The following is an 18825-nucleotide window of genomic DNA, read 5'->3' on the forward strand; positions in this document are numbered from 1 at the left end:
TCATCGTGCTTGTCCTTAGTTCTTCTGCTCGGGCTCGAGCTCAGCAGGCAGCGGAGGCATCTTCTCGCCGACTTCCTGGAGGTTGCCCTTGACCAGCTCGGCGCCCTGGGTCTGCATGGTGGCGTAGTCCCAGCCGCCCTCGTGGTACTCGGTGGCCACTGGCTCTGGGTGGGACCAGACCTGCAGGCGATCGCCACCGACGCCAATGGCCTGGCCGGTGATGCCCTCGGCCTCCGGGGAGGAAAGGAAAGCGATCAGGCCGGCGACGTCGTCGGCGGTTCCGAAGCCGAGGTCATGGCGGAAGAAGGACGGCATGGCCTCGCCGCGCTCGTCCGCCTCGACGGCCTTCTGGAAGTAAGGGACGGTCTTGGTCATGGCGGTGGCCGCCACTGGGATGACGGCGTTGACCATCACTCCGGCCCGCTTCATCTCGAGGGCCCACGTGCGGACCATACCGACGATGCCCGCCTTGGCTGCGGCGTAGTTGGTCTGGCCGAAGTTGCCCCGCTGGCCGGTCGGCGAGCCGATGCAGACGATGCGGCCAGCCACGCCGTTCTCCTTGAAGTAGGCGTAGGCGGCGCGGACGCAGGTGAAGGTGCCCTTGAGGTGGACGCCGATGACCAGGTCGAAGTCCTCGTCAGTCATCTTCAGCAAGGACTTATCCCGCAGGATGCCGGCGTTATTCACCAGGATGTCCAGTCCACCGAAGGTGTCTACGGCGGTCTTGACCAGCTGGTCGGCGGCCTCGCTGGTGCCAACAGGGACCACGGCGGCCACGGCTTTGCCGCCGGCTTCGGTGATGGAGGCGACAGCAGCGTCCGCGGTCTCCTGGTTGACGTCGTTAATAACCACGGAGGCTCCCTGGCGGGCGAGCTCCTGGGCGTAGGCGAGGCCCAGGCCTGCGCCCGAGCCGGTGACGATGGCTACCTTGCCGTCGAGGGACATGGGGTTCTCCTTCGGTGGTGACGTGCTAGATGTCTGTTCTGGTCTGAGAGCCTGCGTGCCGCCTCGCGGCGGATACTCTCGGATGGCCCTGGTGTGGCGTTCACCACACAAGAACCATGACAGTACATATAATTGAAATTGTCAATTATTTTTCGAGGCTTGCATTTCGAGTACGATCCTCTGCAAGGGACAAGCCTCTATATGGGCAAGATCAGCCGGATCACTCCCTCGAGTACACGGACCAAGGAAGCAAGCACATGACGACCACAAAGGACACCTCCGGAGCCGCAGTGAACCCGGCCGAGGCCGCCCAGCGCTTCCCCGCCCCCTCCACAGCGCTTGCGGCCGAGCGTATGGCGGAGTTCACGTCGTCAGAGCTCGCCGGCCAGGTCCAGTTCCTGGCGGCCCGGCTGCGCAGCATCGGCCACAGCCACGCCAACCGCGTCCTGCAGGAGGAGATGGGATTGAAGGTCCGCCAGTACTCCGTGCTGGCCCTGGCCGCCGCGGACGTGAACCCGTCCCAGCGCGAACTCGGCGACTTCCTGAGCCTGGACCCAAGCCAGATAGTGAACCTGGTGGACTTCCTGGAGAAGCGGGGATGGGTCGAGCGCCAGGTGGATCCGCGTGACCGTCGTTCCCGGATCGTCATCGCCACACCGCAAGGGCAGGATGCCTACCGGAGGGCACGCGCGCTGACCATGGCCTCCGACGACGTGGTGCTCGCCGCGCTCACCTCCGACGAGCGGCACGAGCTGAGCCGGCTGCTGGAGAAAGTCGCCTTCTAATCCCGCCTGAAACGCCCCCGCGGCGCCTGCGATGCAGGGCGGGCATCCGTAGGCACGGGGCAAGCAGCCGCTGGCGCAGGGCGATTCTTTTTGTCGATTTATGACACAAACAGGCCTGCGGGCGGTTGACATGGCTCGGGGGCGGGCTATAAAAATGATGCTTGTAACCCATCCAGAGCGACTGAGAGACCTGGCTCGTTGACGTCGCAGCAACCGGTTTGTACACGGTGCTCCCGCCAGGAACGATGGAAAGGAATAACTGTGTCATCGTTGTCCACGCACACCCCTGCCCACCCTGCAGCAGTAGCCGATGCGGCCGGAACTGACGCTGGAACCCCGGCTGCTACTGGCGGCGCTAGCAACACCAGCACCACTGCTTCTTCGGCTGACTTGAGTTTCGCTGAAGGGCTTCGTTACGTCACCACCCAGGATGCTCCGGTCACCCCGTGGGAAGCCGGCCACAAGCCAAGCCTGGCTGAGCTGCGTGAGCATTTCGGGCCGATCTTTGACCGCATCGCGCTCGGCGCTTCGGAGCGGGAGGCGCATCGTGTTTTGCCGTTCGTTGAGATCGCGGAACTCAACCGGGCCGGCTTCACCGTACTGCGGGTGCCTACCGAGTACGGCGGCCCGGGCGTGAGCTTCACCGACTGGGTGCAGTTGCTGATCGACCTGGCGGCAGCTGACCCGAACATCGCGCATCAATACCGTTCGCACGCAGGTTTCGCGGAGACGCTGCGCTACCAGAATGAGCAGACGCGCGAGTTCTGGTACGCGAAGGTCCTTGCTGGCGATACTGTGGGTAACGCGTCCACTGAGGTGAGCGGGAATACGTTGAATACGCTCAACACCACGTTGGCTGTGCAGGCGGACGGCACTGGGGTGCTCAACGGCGCTAAGTATTACTGCACTGGCACCGCGTACGCGACGCATACCCGGGTTTCGGCCACGCTGCTTGATACGGATGGAACACCGACCGAGGGTCGACAGTTCGCTGTCGTTTCCACTCGGGCTCCGGGTGTTGAGCTTGAGGATGACTGGAATGGTTTCGGTCAGAGCCTCACCGGTACGGGAACCACGCGTTTCACCGATGTGCGTGTAGCGCCCGAGCACATTCTGAACCGTGTTCCCGGTAGCGCTGAGGCGCAGTTTGAGGCGCCGCTGTTCCAGATTGTTTTGCTCGCCGTGTTGGCGGGTATCGCCCGCAATGTTGTGAACGATGCGGCGGCTGGCGTGCACCGGCGGACGCGTTCGTTCAACACCGGTTTGGGTGTTCCGCACTCTGAGGATCCGCAGATTCTGGGAGTTGTGGGGCGGCTTTCGGCGCAGGCTTTCGTGGTGGAGTCAGCTGTGGTTGAGGCCGCGCGGCGGCTCGAGGCTGCCGAGGGTGTGCTCTCGCTCGAAGATCCAGATGCGCAGCGCTTGCTGACTGAGGCGGAGCTTGCTGTTGAGCGCGCGCACGTGACTGTACCGAGCATCGTGACCAGCATTTGCTCTGAACTGTTCCTCACGGGTGGCGCTTCGAACACGTCGCGGGAGAAGAACCTGGACCGGCATTGGCGCAATGCACAGACCGTCGCGACGCATAACCCGATTGTGTTCCGTGAGCGGATCATCGGCGACTACCTGGTCAACGGGACTGTCCCGGAGGGCCTCAACGCGATCGGTGAGGTGACCCGTGCTTCTTAACGCGTTTGAGATGGCCACGCCGGTGCATCAGTCCCCTGGTTTGTGGCGGCATCCGGAGTCTCGGGCGGCTAACTTTGATCAGTTGAGCTACTGGACCGACCTGGCTCAGACGTTGGATCGCGGCGGTTTCACGGCACTGTTTTTGGCAGATGTGTTGGGAACCTATGACGTGTACGGCGGAAGCGACGCGGTCTCGCATGAGCGCGGCGTGCAGGTTCCGTTGCTGGATCCGTTCGCTGCAGTGTCTGCAATGGCGGCGGTGACGCGCAGGCTCGGTTTCGGATTGACGGCTTCCTGCACGTATGAGGACCCGTTCCTGTTGGCGCGCCGGTTCGCGAGCCTGGACCACCTGACGGGTGGCCGGGTTGGCTGGAACATTGTGACCTCGTATCAGGATTCCGCTGCCCGGAACCTCGGTTTGGAGCGGCAGCTACCGCACGATGAGCGTTACGACCGCGCGGACGAGTACATGGATGTTATGTACAAGCTGTTCGAGGGCAGTTTCGCTCCGGGTTCGGTGCTCAAGGATGCCGATGCGGGTGTATTCGTGGATCCGGCGGGTGTTCGGAAGGCTGAGCATAAGGGCGAGTATTTCTCGGTTGATGGTGCGTTGTTGACGCATCCGGGGCCGCAGCGGACGCCGTTCTTGTTCCAGGCGGGTGCCTCGGCGCGGGGCTTGCGTTTTGGTGCCGAGAACGCTGAGGCCGTGTTCATGATCGGTTCTGAGCCAAGTGTCGTGCGCGGTTATATTGACCGCTTACATGAGGCGCTTGAGGTCGCGGGCCGGCCCGCCGATGCGGTGCGCACGTTCGCGATGGCCACCGTGGTGACGGGCGCGGACGACGAGGAGGCGCAGCGCCGCTTCGAGTCCTATCAGCAGTATGTCGACGTCGAGGGGGCTTTGGCTCTGTTCGCGGGCTGGACCGGCGTTGACTTGGCCGGACTGGATCCCGATGCTCCGTTGGCTGAGGTTGAGACGGAAGCGAACCAGTCCGCCCTGCGTTCGGTGACCTCTGGCGACACAGCGCGCGAGTGGACCGTGCGCGACATTGCCGCGTTCGTGACGTTGGGTGGCCGCGGCCCTGTGATTGTGGGTGGCCCCGAGAGCGTTGCGGATCAGTTGGAGGGGTGGCAAGCGGCTTCCGGTGTGGATGGCTTCAACGTGTGCAGTGGCGTGCGGCCGGCTGATCTTGAACGGTTCGCTGAATACGTGAGCCCCGAGCTGAGGCGCCGTGGTCTGTTGGCTGATGCGGGCGAGGCCGCCGATGCCGGTGCCGGAGCGGCCGATGCTGCTGCCGGAGCGGCGGCAGAGCCCGTGACGTTGCGTGCCTCGGTGACGGGGCAGGATTGGTTGCCTGATTCGCATCGTGGTTCCTGCTTCCGCACTGGCGCTTCGGCGGGAGCTGGCTGCTAAGCATTTCCCCACCGTCCGTGCATAGCCGGCGGGCGGGTGCCGTGGGACGCCCTACGGTGCCTGCTGCCGCATCGTAATTCTGCAGCCGCGGATTGTGATGACGTGTTGTGACGGTTGCCGGCTTGCGCGGCGCGGGAAGGGCGATAACGTTACGGAATGAAGAATTCTTCGCATGACGGCGCGAGCCAGCCGCTTCCGGAGCACTCGCGCCCAGTGGCGGGCGTTGCGGCGCGGGCTGTGAGCCCGGCTTTGGCGATCGCAGGTATTTTGCTGATCGCTACGAATCTGCGGATGCCGATGACCAGCGCGAGCCCGCTGCTCCCCCGCATTAAGGAAGACGTGGGGCTTTCGGCGGCGTCCGCATCGTTCCTGATTTCCTTGCCGCTGCTGTGTTTCGCGGTGTTTTCGCCGATCGTGCCGCGGATCGCGGCGCGTTTCGGGTTGGCGCATTCCCTGTTCGGCGCTTTGATTGCGGTCAACGTGGGGATCGTGTTGCGTTCCTGGGTTGGTTCATTCGGTTTGTGGGCCGGCACCGTATTGATCGGTGTTGGGATCGCGATCATGAACGTTCTGTTGCCGGCGCTGATTAAGCGTGATTTCCCGGATCATGCCGGCACGCTGACGGGTGTGTATTCGGCGTTTCAGTCGCTCATGGCCGCACTCGCGGCGGCGGTCGCTGTCCCGATCGCTGGGTTGCCGGGTTGGGGTTGGCAGGGCGCTCTCGGTTTGACGTTGGGCGCCGGTTTGATTGGTGTGGCGGTGTTCGCTCCGCAGGTTCGTGCGGACCATGTGATGCGGCGAGCACAGATCCTGGACCGCCAAGCAACTGACGCCGCGGGCAACCCTGCGGCCGCATCGGCGGCTGCGTCACCAGCGGCTGTGGCACGGCCGCGCAGTATTCTGCGTTCCCCGTTGGCGTGGGTCATCACGGCGTTCATGGGTTTCCAGTCGACCCTGTTTTATTCTGTTTTGGCGTGGTGGCCGGCTATCGAGATGTCGTCGGGGATTTCTGAGGAGAGCGCCGGCTTCCATATTGCGGTGATTCAGGCGTCCGGCATTGTGGGTTCGCTCGTTGCGGGCTGGTTGATGAAGCGCGACGTGGTGGGCTCGACTGTTGCTGTGGCGGTTTCCACGGTGATTGTGGTGCTTGTGGGGACCATGCTGGCTCCACAGTTGGCGTTGCTGTGGGCGCTGTTGATCGGCACGGCCCAGGGCGGGTTGTTCACGGTCGCGTTGACGTTATTTGGGGCGCGGGCGCGGACGCCGATGTCGGCGGCACGGCTCTCGGGTATGGCGCAGACGTTCGGTTATGTGATCGCGGCGTCTGTTCCGCCGGTTTTGGGCGTGGTGCGTGAGGCGACGGGTTCGTGGACGGCCTCGTTGTGGATCCTGCTGGGAATCGCGGTGATCACGTTGGTTTCGGGGCTGGTTTCAGCTAAGCCGCGTTACGTCGAGGAACACTAGCCGCGGTTCTGTTGAAGAGCACGGTTCGTCGTGGAACACTAGCCTCGTTTTTCGTGGTTTTCGCGGTTTTCGCGGGCGCGTTGGGCCCGTTGTGCCCGTTCGCGGGCTTCGATCGCGTCGAGTTCGGCGTCAGTGAGTTCGGATGAACGGTTGACGCCGGAGCCTTTGCCGAGGTCGTCCGGGTTGTCTTTAGCGACCATCATGAGCAGGGAGATCACCAGCAGGCCCGCGACGAACGCGATGAGGAAGAACGTTGCACCGATCTGAAGGTTGAGGCCGTTGCGGGTTCCGCCTGCACCGGCGAATGCGGAGATGACGCCGGCGACGATACCGAAGGTCAGCGACAGCGCGAGTGCAGGTTTTACGCTTTGCTTCCAGCCGGACTGCTTCGAGCCAGACGTGGATGGCTTGTTGGCCACGGATTCTCCTTTACGCGGGTTTCGTGCGAGGTCTGTGTACAGGTTTGTGTGCGGTGCGCTCTGGTGTTGTTGTGTGTTTTCAGTCTAGTTGCCGCGGCGTTGGTCTTGCATGTAGCCGACCGCGGAGATCAGCAGGTGCACTGCGATGAGCGCGGTGATCATGGAGGCCATACCGAAGACGCCGTGGGCGTCGCTGGTGGTCATGAACACCATGATGATGCCGCCGATGACGCCAAGACCACCGGAGATGGTGGTGTCTTTGCTGGGGCGGCCGGTTTCGCGGGTTGTGAGCCCGCCGTAGAGTTCTGATGCTCCGCCGATGGTGTAGCCGAACGCTACGGCGAGTGCCATGCCGGCTGGGTCGCGCATGATGATGGCGAGGACGCCGGCGATGGCCCACGCGAGGACCGCGGAGGTGACGGCGGTGCGGTAGCTGGGTGCGAGGGCGAGCCGCATGATGGGCCAGTAGAAGAGGGCGCTGGTGAGGAAGAGGATCGCGAAGGCTGCACTGATGGCGCCGACGGTTGGGGTGGTGTTGAAGAAGACGCCGACGAGTGCGAAGAGCGCGCTGACGATGCCCCGGTAGAGCATCGGTTTGGCGAGAACTCGTTTATAGTCCGCCGTGGTTGCTTCTGTGCGGGTGTTGCTGGCGCTACTGTTGTTGGCGCTGGCCTTGCTGGCACTGTTCGCGTTGCGGCCGTTCTTCGCGCGGTTACTGCTGGCACCGCTGTTGTTGGCGCTGTCCACCATGTGGTTTGTTCCCCTTGTTTTTCGGGTGTGTGGGTGCGGGTGGGCACCAACTTTCAAGTTTATCTGATGCCGATTGTGTGCTTATTTCTGTCGGAGTTTGCGGTTGGTGAGGTGGGTTGGTTGCGCGGTGAGTGGGTCTTCCGGCCAGGGGTGTTTCGGGTAACGGCCACGCATTTCCGCTCGGACGTCGGCGTATGGGCCGGTAAAGAAGGAGTGCAGGTCCGAGGTAACCGCGAGAGGCCTGCCTGCCGGTGAGAGCAGGTGGAAGAGGACGGGCGCGCGGCCGTCTGCTAGGCGTGGTGTTTGGGTCCACCCGAAGGTTTCTTGCAGTTTCGCGGCGACCACCGGTTGCGGAGGCTCTGCCTGCCTCTGCGCCGTGCTGGTCTCTTCTGCGCTGCTCTCTTCTGTGCTGGCCCCGTCCCCGCTTGCTTCATCCTTCTTGCCGTTCGGTCCGCCGCCCCTCGGTTCGCCGCCGTTACTGCCAGTATCTTCGATCCCGTATTCGGTGGCGTCCGGGTACTTGATTGCGGCGGTGTTCCCGGAAGGGAGGGGCATCCGGGCGGGCGCGAGTTCGTCGAGGTTCGCGGCTTCTGGCCATGGGAGGAGCCGGCGTAGGGGTTCGGTGAGGTCGATGCTGTTAAGGCTCGCGCCGAGTGCGACGTCGTTGAGTTCTGGGCCGAGCCATTCAGTGACGGTCGCGGCTAGGTGGTGTTCGTCCATCGCTGGCCATGGGTCGCCGATGTGGTGGTGGAGGAACGCGAGCCTGTTGCGTAACGCGGTGGCGGTGCTGTTGAAGGTGAGCGCGTTGAGGCCCTGGGTTGCGAGGTGTTCAGCGAGCGCTTCCGCTGCTTGGGTGGGATTGGGTTTGGTGGGGGTTGCGCGCAGTTCGATCACGCCGATCGCTTCGATGTTGCGTGCGCTGATGGTGCCTTTGGGTGTGATGGTGATGCGGGTTGTGGTTCCGGCGAGGTTCCCGGCGGCGTCGGTGGCTTCGTCGAGGGTGAGGGGTGCGGCTGCACGGATGATGGCGCCGGTTCCGGCGGCGGCGTTCCCGTGTGCTCGGGTGACGTCGGCGATTGCGAGCCATTCGGGCCGACCGAGCGTGGCGTCTGGTGGGAGTGCGGCTCGGGTTCCGGAGGCGAGGAGGTAGATCCCCTCCCCCATGTGTTTCGCGATCCGATCAGGCCACGCGGTTGCAGTGACGATGCCCGCGAGCTCGGCGGCATTGGTGCGGGCCGCCGCGTGTTTGCGGGCGAGCCAGGTGAGGCGCTGCGTTTCGCGTTGGATCGGGCGGTGGGGGTCGCGTTGCTGCTGGCGGACCGCGTCGGGGAGGTTGGCCCCGGTGATGCGCTGTTCACCCGTCGCCACCGCAATCACAGCCGCGACTTCTGCAGCGTCAAAACGCGCCGCGTTGTGTGTGAGTGCGTGTGCCCATCGTGGGTTGAGTGGGATTGCGGCGAGGGTTCGGCCGTGGTCGGTGATGCGGCCTGCGCTGTCGATCGCGGCGAGGGCGTGGAGTGTTTGTTCGGCGTCGTTGAGGGCGGCGGCGGGTGGTGGGTTGATCCAGCGGAGGTTGTGTCCGCGAGGTGCGCCCCATGCTGCGAGGGTGAGGGCGGTTTCGGTGAGGTCTGCGGTGGTGATTTCGGGGGTGATGTGTGCGGGTGCGGCGGCGTGGGTGCGTTCGCTGTAGCAGCGGATCGCGGTTCCCGGGCCGAGTCGAGCGGCGCGGCCTGCGCGTTGTTCGGCGCTGGCTTGGGAGGCGGAGACGGTGACGAGCCCGCTCATGCCGCGGGTTGCGTCGCGGCGGGGTTCGCGGGTGAGGCCGGAATCGATCACGAGGTGCACGCCGGGGACGGTGAGCGAGGATTCAGCGAGTGTTGTGGAGACGATGATGCGTGGTTTCCCGCCGGGTTGGCGTCCGCGGATCGCATGGTCTTGTTGTTGGACGGGTAGTTGCCCGTGGAGCGGGAGGACCTCGATGTCTGTTGTGGCGGCGCGCAGTTGTTGGGTGATGTGGTCGACTTCGCGGGCGCCGGGCGCGAACACGAGCGCGTCGGTCTCCGGGTTGGTCGCGAGTGCTTCGCGGTGTGCGGTGAGCGCGGTGGTTGCGATGTGGTTGAGGAAGCTGGTTTCGACACCGCGCGGTCCGATCCGGTCGCCAGTGTGTGGCGCGTAGATGACGGTGAGTGGGTGGAGCGCGGTCGCGGAGCTGATGTGCGGTACGGGCTCCACACGTTCAAGATCAGCGCCACCGCCTGAGCCGCTACCCCCATCGTTTTCTGTGCCGTCGCTTGCGAGGAGGCGTGCGAAGGTTGGGGCGTCGACTGTTGCGGACATCGCGATGATGGTGAGGTCTTCGCGGACTTGTTGGGTTTCGCCGGTGAGGGCGAGGAGGAGGTCGGTTTCGAGGTGGCGTTCGTGGACTTCGTCGAGGATGATCGCGGCGGTGCCGTACGCCATAGGGTCTGCGAGGAGCCGGCGGACGAGGATTCCGGGGGTCACGAATTCGATGATGGTGGCGGCGCTGGTGTGGGAGTCGCCGCGGACGGTGTAACCGATGTAGTCGCCGAGTTTAGTTCCGGTGAGTTGGGTGAGGCGGTGGGCAGCGGCGCGGGCGGCTACGCGGCGTGGTTGGGTCACGATGATCCGGCCAGGCGGCGTGCCGGCGCCTGCGGTGTCACCGGCGTTTACACGCGCGAGGTGGTTCGCTACGGCAGGCGGCACGAGTGTGGTTTTACCGGTTCCGGGTGGCGCTTGGATGACGGCGGCGCGGTGGCTGCTGAGGGCGGCGTCGAGTTCGGGGAGGGAGTCCGCGAAGACGAGCCCTTCCCCGATCACATCCAGGTCAAACAGGGGATGCACGTTTGAGCTGTTCCCGGTAGAAGCCATGCATCCATTGTGAAGGAGGGGTCTGACAGTTTGGTCCAGGGTGACGTGCTAGTGCGCGGCCGGTTCGAATTATCCCTTCCGTACGCCCTAGCGTATGTCGCCTACGGAACGTCCTAGACGTTAAGGGTGGCGGGAGGCATTTCTCCGTATCTCGCCGGTTCCGCGATACCTTGTGCAAGCAGACGGTTCTTGTTCAAGATCGGTTCAACGCTGTCTCGCAACCAGTTATGTGAGATCCCAGAACGGGTAGCGAGGTCATCCAGCGCGATCAGGATTTTGTATATCGAGCGCTCCGCGAAGTTTCGATAATCTTGCTTGATCCGCCTGCCGATTTTGGGTTGTAGCCTTGGAGCGTCAAGCACCCAGTGGTTCCATAGTTGGGCAAAGTGGGCCACGCGGTTGCGTAGGTAGACGAATGATTTCACTTGGCCTGGCAGCAGTCGGCGCGAAGTGTTCATCGAGTCAGCAATGTCATCTAAAACGCCAGAGGTACCGGATGCCTGAATGAAGCGAGACAGACTGCCAAACGAGAAAGCTTCCACCGCGACCCAGATCGGCATCCGTGCATACGCCTCAGGCTTGTATACGTGGCCCTGCTTGATGTCATCACGGTAGTGCGCAACGAAGGCTTCTTTGCTGCGATCGAGGTCAGCGAGAGCATACTCTTCGACACGTTTGAGATGACCATGAGGTGGTTGGGTAAAGCCCTCACCGTGCGCAAAGTGTCCCGTTACCCCAATTCGACGTCCGTAGGCGTACGCAAAACGGGTACGGAGAAGAAGCTCAAGCCGGTGTAAAAGTTCATGACAGACGCCCGCCAACTCTTGCTCTGATTCGTAGAGGTCGCGAATCTTATTGAATGTGGTGCCCTCGAAAAACCGGTTGTCGCCTTGCGCTGGGTTGCGCTGCCAGTGCCGGAAGTATCCGGAGAAGCGATAGTAGTTGACCTGTGAAAGGAACTGAGCGGCATCTTCGGAGTCGGTGATGAGCATGCCGCGTTGGGTCAGTAGCTCTACTTGTTGCTCGTAGCTGAGCCAGTCCTTCGGCATCGGGTATGCCTCCATGGAAAAGAAAGGCCCCGGTCATTTGTGCATTACCCGCAAGGGATAAGAGGCCTGACCGGGGGTCTATCGCCAGCTATTCTATAACAGCGGCCTAGAGTGTGCAATGTGGCGGCGTACCTTACATATATTGATCGCGTAGCTACAGTCGTGCCTCACATACTTTGAGCGCGTACTCCTACGCTGAACAAGTATGAACAAGGGTGTGGTCTCAATGTCGACACGTATCGAAGTCACCAAACAACTCAAACGGGCCTACAAAACCGCGACGAGGTCCGAGAAGTCTGTGATTCTGGATCAGTTCTGCGCAACCACCGGGCTGTCCCGAGTATCAGCCAGACGGTATCTCACCAGCCCACACCTGGGCGTGAAGAATGTGACGAAAGTTGATCGTCGTCGGCATCGCCCGACGAAGTACTCGGCAGCCTCGAAACGGGTGCTGGTGTGGCTGTGGCGGGTCATGATGTACCCGTGCGGGAAATACATGTGTCAGATGCTCCCCGAATGGATCAGCCGGCTTGAAGCACATGGCGAACTCAGCCACGGTGAACACGACTACACGCCTGCGGTACGTGCCGAACTGCTTGAGATGTCTGCCGCGACGATCGACCGATATTTACGAGAGCACCGGCAGTCACTGGAGTTGAAAGGGATCTCTGCCACCCGTTCTGGCGCGCTGTTACGCACCTCGATCATGATCCGGAAAGCCGGCGACGAGGCAGAGCATGAGCCCGGCTTTCTGGAGTGTGACACGGTCGCGCACTGCGGCCCCACACTGAAAGGTGAATTCGCCAGAACTTTGACCGCCACTTGTGTGCAGACGGGATGGACCCACCTGGAAGTGTTACGGAATAACGCACGTGTACACATGCTCGCCGCCCTCACCCGCATGGAAGCTGCGTTACCGTTTGATATTGCTGGGCTCGACTGCGATAACGGGTCGGAGTTCATCAACGACCAAGTGATCGAGTGGGCAGGTGACCGGAAGATCTTCTTCACAAGAGCCAGGCCTTACAAGAAGAATGATCAAGCCCTCGTCGAGTCAAAGAACAACCATATTGTCCGTAAATACGGTTTCTACTACCGTTACGACACCCCAGATGAGCGGGACGTGCTGACACTGTTATGGCAGGCAGTGATGCTGAAGATGAACTTCTTCACCCCCACCAAGAAACCTGTCGGTTGGAGCGTGGACGGGCAGGGGCGTAGACGGCGCGTGTATGACGACCCGAAGACCCCGTACCAGCGTCTGCTCGACTCTGGGCTGCTCTCTGTAGCTCAAGAACGAGCGCTGCGGGCGCAGTACGCGAAGCTCAACCCGGTCGAACTCACGCGTGACATTGTCCGGTATCAGGACATGCTCATCACCAAAGCCAGTTGGAAGACTGAGGTCCTCACAGCTGAGGTCGAAGACGCGAAACAGAACCGACGGAAACGACAAACCGGTGGGGTGAAACTCCATACTGCCTAAGCAGGGCTACGCAATCAATCTCTGTGAGGCACGACTAGGGCTACGCGATCAACTTGACATGAGGCACTACGTGTGGCGTAGCCGCCAGCCTTACTCGCGCACCCAGACGCCGCCGGTGTCGTGTTCTTTAAGAACCCACCCAACGGGGCTGCCGATGTGGTTGATGCGTGGCGTGAACCAGTAGGTTGTGTCGGGTCCCCAGCCGGCGATGACACTCGCCGTGTCCGCGTCGACCGTGTCCGCATCGGTGGGATCGCGGTGCCCGCGGCGGCGAGGTAGGTGGCGACGGGAAGGTGGACCGCATCGTAGTGTTGGGCGATTTCGGCCCAGTCCGGGGTGACCCATTTACCGTTGCGTCCGGTGGTGCGGTACCAGTCGTGGCGTTTCTGTGCGGTCTGGTTGAGCGGGAAGCGGCGGCATAGTTCGGCCCAGGCTTCTGCGGAGTCGATCTCGTAGATACGCAGCCCTTCGGGGATGCTCAGGCGGAGTGTTTCGGCGGTTTCCCATCCCATACTGTCTTCGACGAGCCACAGCCCGGCGGGGGTTGTGTCGCAGAGTTCGCGGGTGGATGCGGGGACGCCGTGGGGTGTGGACCACCATTCGCCGCTCCAGGATGCTGTCGGGTCGGTGGGGCGTTCGCGGGCAGCGAGGCGTCCCTCTTTAACGGCGTGCGCACGCGCTGCTTTCAGCACGGCGAGCGGATCAGGCGGGATGGTGTCGGGTTCGTTGTCCCATTGGACGGTCCATTGTGTGGATTCGTCGATGGGGGTGTTCCACCAGGCGGTGTGTTCCGATGCGGCGATGTGCTCGGCGACGCGGCGCAGGCCGTCACGCATGGCTTTGGTTGCGGCGAGGGCGTCGGTGCCGTCGGGTTCTTGCCAGTATGTTGCGGTTTCTACTGTGTTGACGAGACACGTCAGTAGGAGCCGCGGGGTCACGTCGGCGAGAGGGACAGTTTCGAGCCGCGCGGCGACTTGCGCGGGGGTGATGGCCGGGATTTTTGGTGTGGAGTCGCCGGGGCCGACGACGTGGAGCGCGCCTGTTCCGTTGCGCGGCTCGAGGCGGTAGGACGCGAAGAACTGGAGCTCAGCGAGTGAGCCGTCGTGCTCATCTAGCCCTGCGATCCGTTCCGATTCGAGGGCATACTCGAGCAACAAGCGCCGCCCACGCGGGCCGGCGAGCAGCATCGAACTAGAGAGCGTCATATCCGCACTCCCTCCTGGAAAAGGAAAGGCCCCGGTCATTTGTGCATTACCCAAAACGGGAAAGAGGCCTGACCGGGGATCTATGAGGATCAATCTATAACACCGTCATACCTGTGGCAACGTTGCCGACGGCTGGGGCGCGAACCGCTCAAACGGTCCGCGCCCCATCGTTTATGTAGTTATGTACTGAGTTCCGCGCTGGTTAGTTCAACGGGATGATCAATCTTTGCTGAATCGCCAGACACCCTTTTCTTGTTCGGCTTCGTTGGCCACGGACAGGTCGATTCCTGGACGGTCCTTGACCAAGCTAACCGCGACCAAAGAAATGAGTGCCATAAGCAGCAGATAGATGGATACCGATGCGGTAGTTCCGGTCGCTTCCAGCAGCGCCTGTGCGATCGTTGGGGCGAATGCGCCGCCGAGAACCGCGCCGAGAGCGTAGGAGATGGCAACGCCGCTGAATCGAATCGATGCTGGGAACATCTCCACATAGAGCGCGGCCTGCGGCCCGTAGGTGAGGCCCAACCCGAGGGAGAAGATGCTCAGTGCGAGATAGAGCGCGCCCAGATTGCCGGTATCGATGAGCCAGAACAGAGGGAAGGCCGTGAGAATCAGGAGGATGAACCCGATAACGTAGGTTCGCACTCGGCCGATGACATCCGCGAGGGTACCAGCAATAGCTGTAGTAACGAGCCACACAAATGAGCCGAAGGTGATTGCCAGGAGCACATCCGTGCGGTCGAGTCCTACTGGGTCCGTTGCATACTTGGTGACGAAGCCGCCGGTGGTCATGTAGCCGCTCGCGTTGTTGCCTGCAAAGATCAGCGCTGCGACAAGCACCAGCGGGAAGTGTTTCTTGAACAGCACCGCAATCGGTGCTTTCTGCTTAGCCGCTTCTTTAGTCATCTCCTGATATACCGGGGTGTCCTCGACTGCGCGGCGCACCCAGTAGCCAATGCCGATCAACACAATCGAGAGCAGGAATGGGACACGCCAGCCCCACTCGAGGAACGCATCGCCCGGGGAAATCCAACCGGTCATCAGCGCAACCACGGCGGATGAAAGCAACATACCGAGGGGCACACCAAGCTGTGGCCAGGATCCTGCACGACCGCGGCGGTCATCATTCGCGTGTTCCACCGCGAGCAGCGCGGCGCCGCCCCACTCACCACCAGCGGAAAGCCCCTGGATGATGCGCAGAAAGATCAGCAACAGCGGAGCTGCCACGCCAATGGATTCATACGTTGGCACCAGGCCGATGAGCGCGGTTGCCAAACCCATCGTGATGAGCGTGACCACGAGGACGACGCGGCGTCCGTACCGGTCACCGTAGTGTCCCGCTAGGAACGCGCCCAGTGGGCGGAAGAGGAATGAGATTCCGATGGTCGCAAACGAGAGCATCTGCGCAACAGCTGGTCCCGCTGGGGCAAAGTAGAGCTGCGCGAAAACCAAAGCCGCCGCCGCGGAATACGTAAAGTAGTCATACCATTCGATGGTGGTACCGACGATGGTTGCGAAGGCTACACGCCGTTGATTAGTTTTACGGTCCATCGAACCTGTTGGCGGTTTCGCATTAGATACTTGTGTAGACATGTGGTCTCCTTGACCCTGAACATTCCCGAAAGCGGAAACTTAAGCGGTGAACTCTTTGTCCGCTGCACCAACTGTTGACAGAATTCCTTCTGCCCATTCACATGCGGCCTCGTCAGCTGGGATGAGTCCTCCAGCGTCGTGGCGCCCATATTCACCGAGGCGGGTTGCGCCCCTCGCTTCCATCGCTTCGGCAACGAGCTCGCTACCTCGCGAATAGGTTTTGGCGTAGCTGGAATCTCCCAGCCCGAAAACACCGAACCGTACGCCGCGCAGGTCTGGCCCCTCGCTCACGAGTTGTTCGTAGAACCCCTTGGCGGAAGCCGGCACTTCACCGTCGCCGTAGGTCGAGCAGATGACCATGTAGAAACGCTCGGCGCCTAGTTCTTCCGGCGCGATCTCGGCGAGGTTTTTGACCTCTAGGTCCGGTTGCGCGCCCAGGAACTCCCCTAACTCCTCAGCGATAAGCTCGGCGTTACCGGATTCAGTCCCGTACAGGATGCTGATCGGCTGGCTCACCGTTATGTCTGCTTCCGCTTCCGCGTGGACTGAAGCTTCAGCGGTGTCCAAGGACTCATCGCAGGCTGTCTCCAACAGCGCGTCCCAGGCCACGATCTTTTCGCGGCAACGGCCTGCCCGCGCGGTCATCTTCTCTTTGAGGTCGATGCGCTTCCAGCCACGGAAATCGACCGCATCGTCGCCAGGTTCAATACCCGCCGCGCCGGTGGAGATGCGTCCCGCCGAAACCTCGGAGGCGATCTTGGTGGCGAGTTCTTGTGCCGCAACTCGCTGGTCCGGGATGGTTCCACGGCCGTTTGTCCTAACCCAGCCGATGGCGTAAACGTCCTGGGCCAGCTGGCCGTCGGCTGGGATCACTTCCGGAAGATGCGAAAGTCCATGGGAGCCGTACTCACGGTTTTCGAAGCCCACAGCCGTAATGACGGAATCAACATCCAGTGAAGCTACTACCCCAGTGTGGTCCTCGATCTGGACGGCCTGAACGGCCTCACTACCTTCGAAGGTTAGCGGGGACGCACCGAAGTGCCAATGAACCTCGATGGGGTGACCGCCAGCAGCGAGCGCTGCGCTACCTTCCGTCAGGTCGCGTAGCGCGTCGAGGCGGGCGTCCTTACCTTCCGGTGTTGCGGCTAGATCGACACCGTGCAGCGTGTGGGTCATGCTCGGTACGCGGGCGACTTCCCGCACCATCACCGGATCGAATTTCGCGTGATGCGCCGGGGAACGGCCGATGACGTGGATCCGTTGGATTCCCTCGCGCAGGTGACCGTGCACATCGTCCCGGACGTCACTGCCATGCAGTTCCTCGGTGCTCTTCCCGAGGAGGCGCAGAAGGTCGATTGCGACATTTCCTTGCCCGACCACAGCGACGGTAGAGCCTAGTTCCGGGAGAGTCGCGGCAGCTTCAGTGGTCTGGAACTCGTCCGGATGCCCGTTGAGTAGCCGCGTCACGCGGCCTGCCGTATAGACATGCTTCAGGTCAGCCCCTGGCAGGGCCAGCGCGCGGTCGTCGGCGGCACCAGTTGCAAGTACTACCGCATCGTAGTTTTCGCGTAGCTCTGCCAGGCCCGCATCCAAGTCGATGGATGTGTTCCCGATGAAACGTACGCGTTCGTTGCTGTAGACCTTGTCGAATTGCGCTTCCACGGTTTTGGTTCCCTGGTGGTCCGCTGCGACACCGAAGCGCAGAAGACCATATGGAACGGGTAGCTTGTCGAACACGTCGACCTTGCTGCCGTCAACCGTGCGCAGAATCTCCTTTGCGGCGAAGCTGCCCGAAGGCCCGGAACCGATGATCGCGACCCGCGGCCCGTCCGCGTTGCCAGAACCGGCAGTAATGCCAGAGGAACCGTAGCCAGGGGTCCTAGCTACTGACTTCCATGTCACCGGTAGGCTCAACATTCCGCGGAAGACCCAACCTCCGGCCTCCGATGGCTTATCCGGTTGGAGGTCCAAGCCTTCGAGCGTGTTGAACAGCAGTGGTAACGCGACGTCGGCAATTTGCGAGCGGGCAGCCCAGCTACCCAAGCACACGTGCACGCCCTTACTGAAGGCAAGGTGCGGTTTTGCTTCCCTGTGGATATTGAATTTCTCTGGGTTCTCCCAAACGTTCTCATCACGGTTAGCCGAAAGCACGCAGATACCCAGGCGTGCCCCTTGCGGTAGAAAGGTTCCGTCGAGGACGGTGTCGCGGGTGACTTGCCGGGAATACATGCCAATGGGCGCGACCCAGCGGATGGTTTCTTCAAAGACTGTTGGCCACAACGCCTGGTTGGCCATAACGTCGGCACGCTGTTCGGGGTGCGTCATGAGAGCGTAGGCCGCTACACCGAGGGCGTCGCGGGGCTCGTTGAGGCCGCCGCCGATGGTCATTTTGATGTTGGCGCGGATCTGCTCGATCGGCATGCGATAGTCCGGGATGGACAGCAGACCTGAGATCAGTGAATTGTCACGGTTTTTCGCGTGGTAGGCCAGCATCTCGTCGAGCGCTTCATCGACCTCGTCGAAAGAGCGTTTGCCTGCGGCCCACACTTCTGGGTCATCAGCGTAGTTACCCGTGGCATCAATCATTGTTTGGGACCAACGCTGAAGATCCTCTTGGGTTGCGTTGTAGAGGCCCATCATGTTTCGGAGGGCTTCCGATGCGAACGGGGCGGCGAAGTCCCAGATCAGGTCTGCGCCTGGGCCTTTCTCGATGAGTTTTTGGAGCTGTTTTTCTGCGAGATCCCGGTACATGCTGGCCCAGACGCGCCGCACATAGCCGGGTTTGAGCGTTGGCTGCCATGCGGCTCGCTCGATGTAGTGTTCCGGATCGTCCTTGCGCAGCATCGAGTGCCCCATCGCGCGGATCTGCAGGGATCCTTCTTCGTTGGCGGAGTAGGTTTCTTGGTCGTGCTCCGTTGCGCTGACAGCGCTGTAGGAGGTGATGAGGTAGCGGCCTACCGCGGGAACCCAATGCACCCCGCCTTCCGCGCGTAGCCGTTCATAGATGGGGAACGGGTCTTTGTAGAGCTCCGGGATGGTTACCCAGTCAGCTACTGGCGCTTCTTTTGCTCCTGAAGGAATACGCGATTGGGTGCTCGTGCTCGTTTCTTCCCGCGTCAGCATGGTCCACTCCTTAGTCCAAA

At 62.1% G+C, this 18825-nt stretch carries 13 protein-coding genes and 1 riboswitch; of the genes, 5 read left to right on the top strand and 8 right to left on the bottom strand.

The window, feature by feature from the left end:
- Positions 1-15 precede the first annotated feature (15 nt).
- Positions 16-945, bottom strand: a complete 930-nt coding sequence (locus J2S67_RS08600; RefSeq protein ID WP_310248219.1) for an SDR family NAD(P)-dependent oxidoreductase — start codon at positions 943-945, stop codon at positions 16-18.
- A 257-nt stretch (positions 946-1202) separates the two neighbouring features.
- Between J2S67_RS08600 and J2S67_RS08605 the strand changes: the two genes are divergently transcribed.
- From J2S67_RS08605 to J2S67_RS08620, 4 genes are all read left to right on the top strand, one after another.
- Complete coding sequence (locus tag J2S67_RS08605) at positions 1203-1730, top strand: MarR family winged helix-turn-helix transcriptional regulator (RefSeq protein ID WP_310248223.1); 528 nt, start codon at positions 1203-1205, stop codon at positions 1728-1730.
- A 165-nt stretch (positions 1731-1895) separates the two neighbouring features.
- Positions 1896-1982, top strand: a riboswitch (SAM riboswitch).
- 9 nt (positions 1983-1991) lie between these two features.
- Positions 1992-3416, top strand: a complete 1425-nt coding sequence (locus J2S67_RS08610; RefSeq protein WP_310248226.1) for an acyl-CoA dehydrogenase family protein — start codon at positions 1992-1994, stop codon at positions 3414-3416.
- Entirely contained in the window at positions 3406-4830 is a 1425-nt protein-coding gene (locus J2S67_RS08615) for an LLM class flavin-dependent oxidoreductase (protein WP_310248229.1), read from the top strand. The genes J2S67_RS08610 and J2S67_RS08615 overlap by 11 nt, the downstream gene beginning before the upstream one ends.
- A gap of 156 nt (positions 4831-4986) precedes the next feature.
- On the top strand, positions 4987-6294 hold the full coding sequence (locus tag J2S67_RS08620) for a CynX/NimT family MFS transporter (protein WP_310248231.1): 1308 nt from the start codon (positions 4987-4989) through the stop codon (positions 6292-6294).
- A gap of 38 nt (positions 6295-6332) precedes the next feature.
- Here J2S67_RS08620 and J2S67_RS08625 read toward each other — a convergent pair whose 3' ends face one another.
- From J2S67_RS08625 to J2S67_RS08640, 4 genes are all read right to left on the bottom strand, one after another.
- A complete protein-coding gene (locus J2S67_RS08625; protein WP_310248234.1) occupies positions 6333-6713 on the bottom strand; it encodes a hypothetical protein in 381 nt (126 codons plus the stop codon).
- Between the two features lie 84 nt (positions 6714-6797).
- Positions 6798-7463 carry a hypothetical protein gene (locus J2S67_RS08630; protein WP_310248237.1) on the bottom strand — a complete coding sequence of 222 codons (666 nt, stop codon included), beginning with the start codon at positions 7461-7463 and terminating at the stop codon, positions 6798-6800.
- 81 nt (positions 7464-7544) lie between these two features.
- A complete protein-coding gene (locus tag J2S67_RS08635; RefSeq protein WP_310248240.1) occupies positions 7545-10352 on the bottom strand; it encodes an ATP-dependent RNA helicase in 2808 nt (935 codons plus the stop codon).
- A gap of 113 nt (positions 10353-10465) precedes the next feature.
- Positions 10466-11401 carry an Abi family protein gene (locus tag J2S67_RS08640; RefSeq protein WP_310248242.1) on the bottom strand — a complete coding sequence of 312 codons (936 nt, stop codon included), beginning with the start codon at positions 11399-11401 and terminating at the stop codon, positions 10466-10468.
- 226 nt (positions 11402-11627) lie between these two features.
- Here J2S67_RS08640 and J2S67_RS08645 point away from each other — a divergent pair, with 226 nt between their 5' ends.
- The gene (locus J2S67_RS08645) at positions 11628-12884 is read left to right on the top strand and encodes an integrase catalytic domain-containing protein (RefSeq protein ID WP_176744705.1); all 1257 of its coding nucleotides are present in this window, start codon (positions 11628-11630) and stop codon (positions 12882-12884) included.
- A 14-nt stretch (positions 12885-12898) separates the two neighbouring features.
- Here the strand turns inward: J2S67_RS08645 and J2S67_RS08650 are convergent, their stop codons facing one another.
- From J2S67_RS08650 to J2S67_RS08660, 3 genes are all read right to left on the bottom strand, one after another.
- Positions 12899-14089: a hypothetical protein gene (locus tag J2S67_RS08650; protein ID WP_310248245.1), complete on the bottom strand. Its 1191-nt coding sequence runs from the start codon at positions 14087-14089 to the stop codon at positions 12899-12901.
- A 219-nt stretch (positions 14090-14308) separates the two neighbouring features.
- Entirely contained in the window at positions 14309-15682 is a 1374-nt protein-coding gene (locus J2S67_RS08655) for an MFS transporter (protein ID WP_310248247.1), read from the bottom strand.
- Between the two features lie 39 nt (positions 15683-15721).
- Complete coding sequence (locus J2S67_RS08660; protein ID WP_310248250.1) at positions 15722-18805, bottom strand: cytochrome P450; 3084 nt, start codon at positions 18803-18805, stop codon at positions 15722-15724.
- Between the last annotated feature and the right edge of the window lie 20 nt (positions 18806-18825).

The organism is Pseudoglutamicibacter albus (assembly GCF_031458175.1).
GTDB lineage: Bacteria > Actinomycetota > Actinomycetes > Actinomycetales > Micrococcaceae > Pseudoglutamicibacter > Pseudoglutamicibacter albus.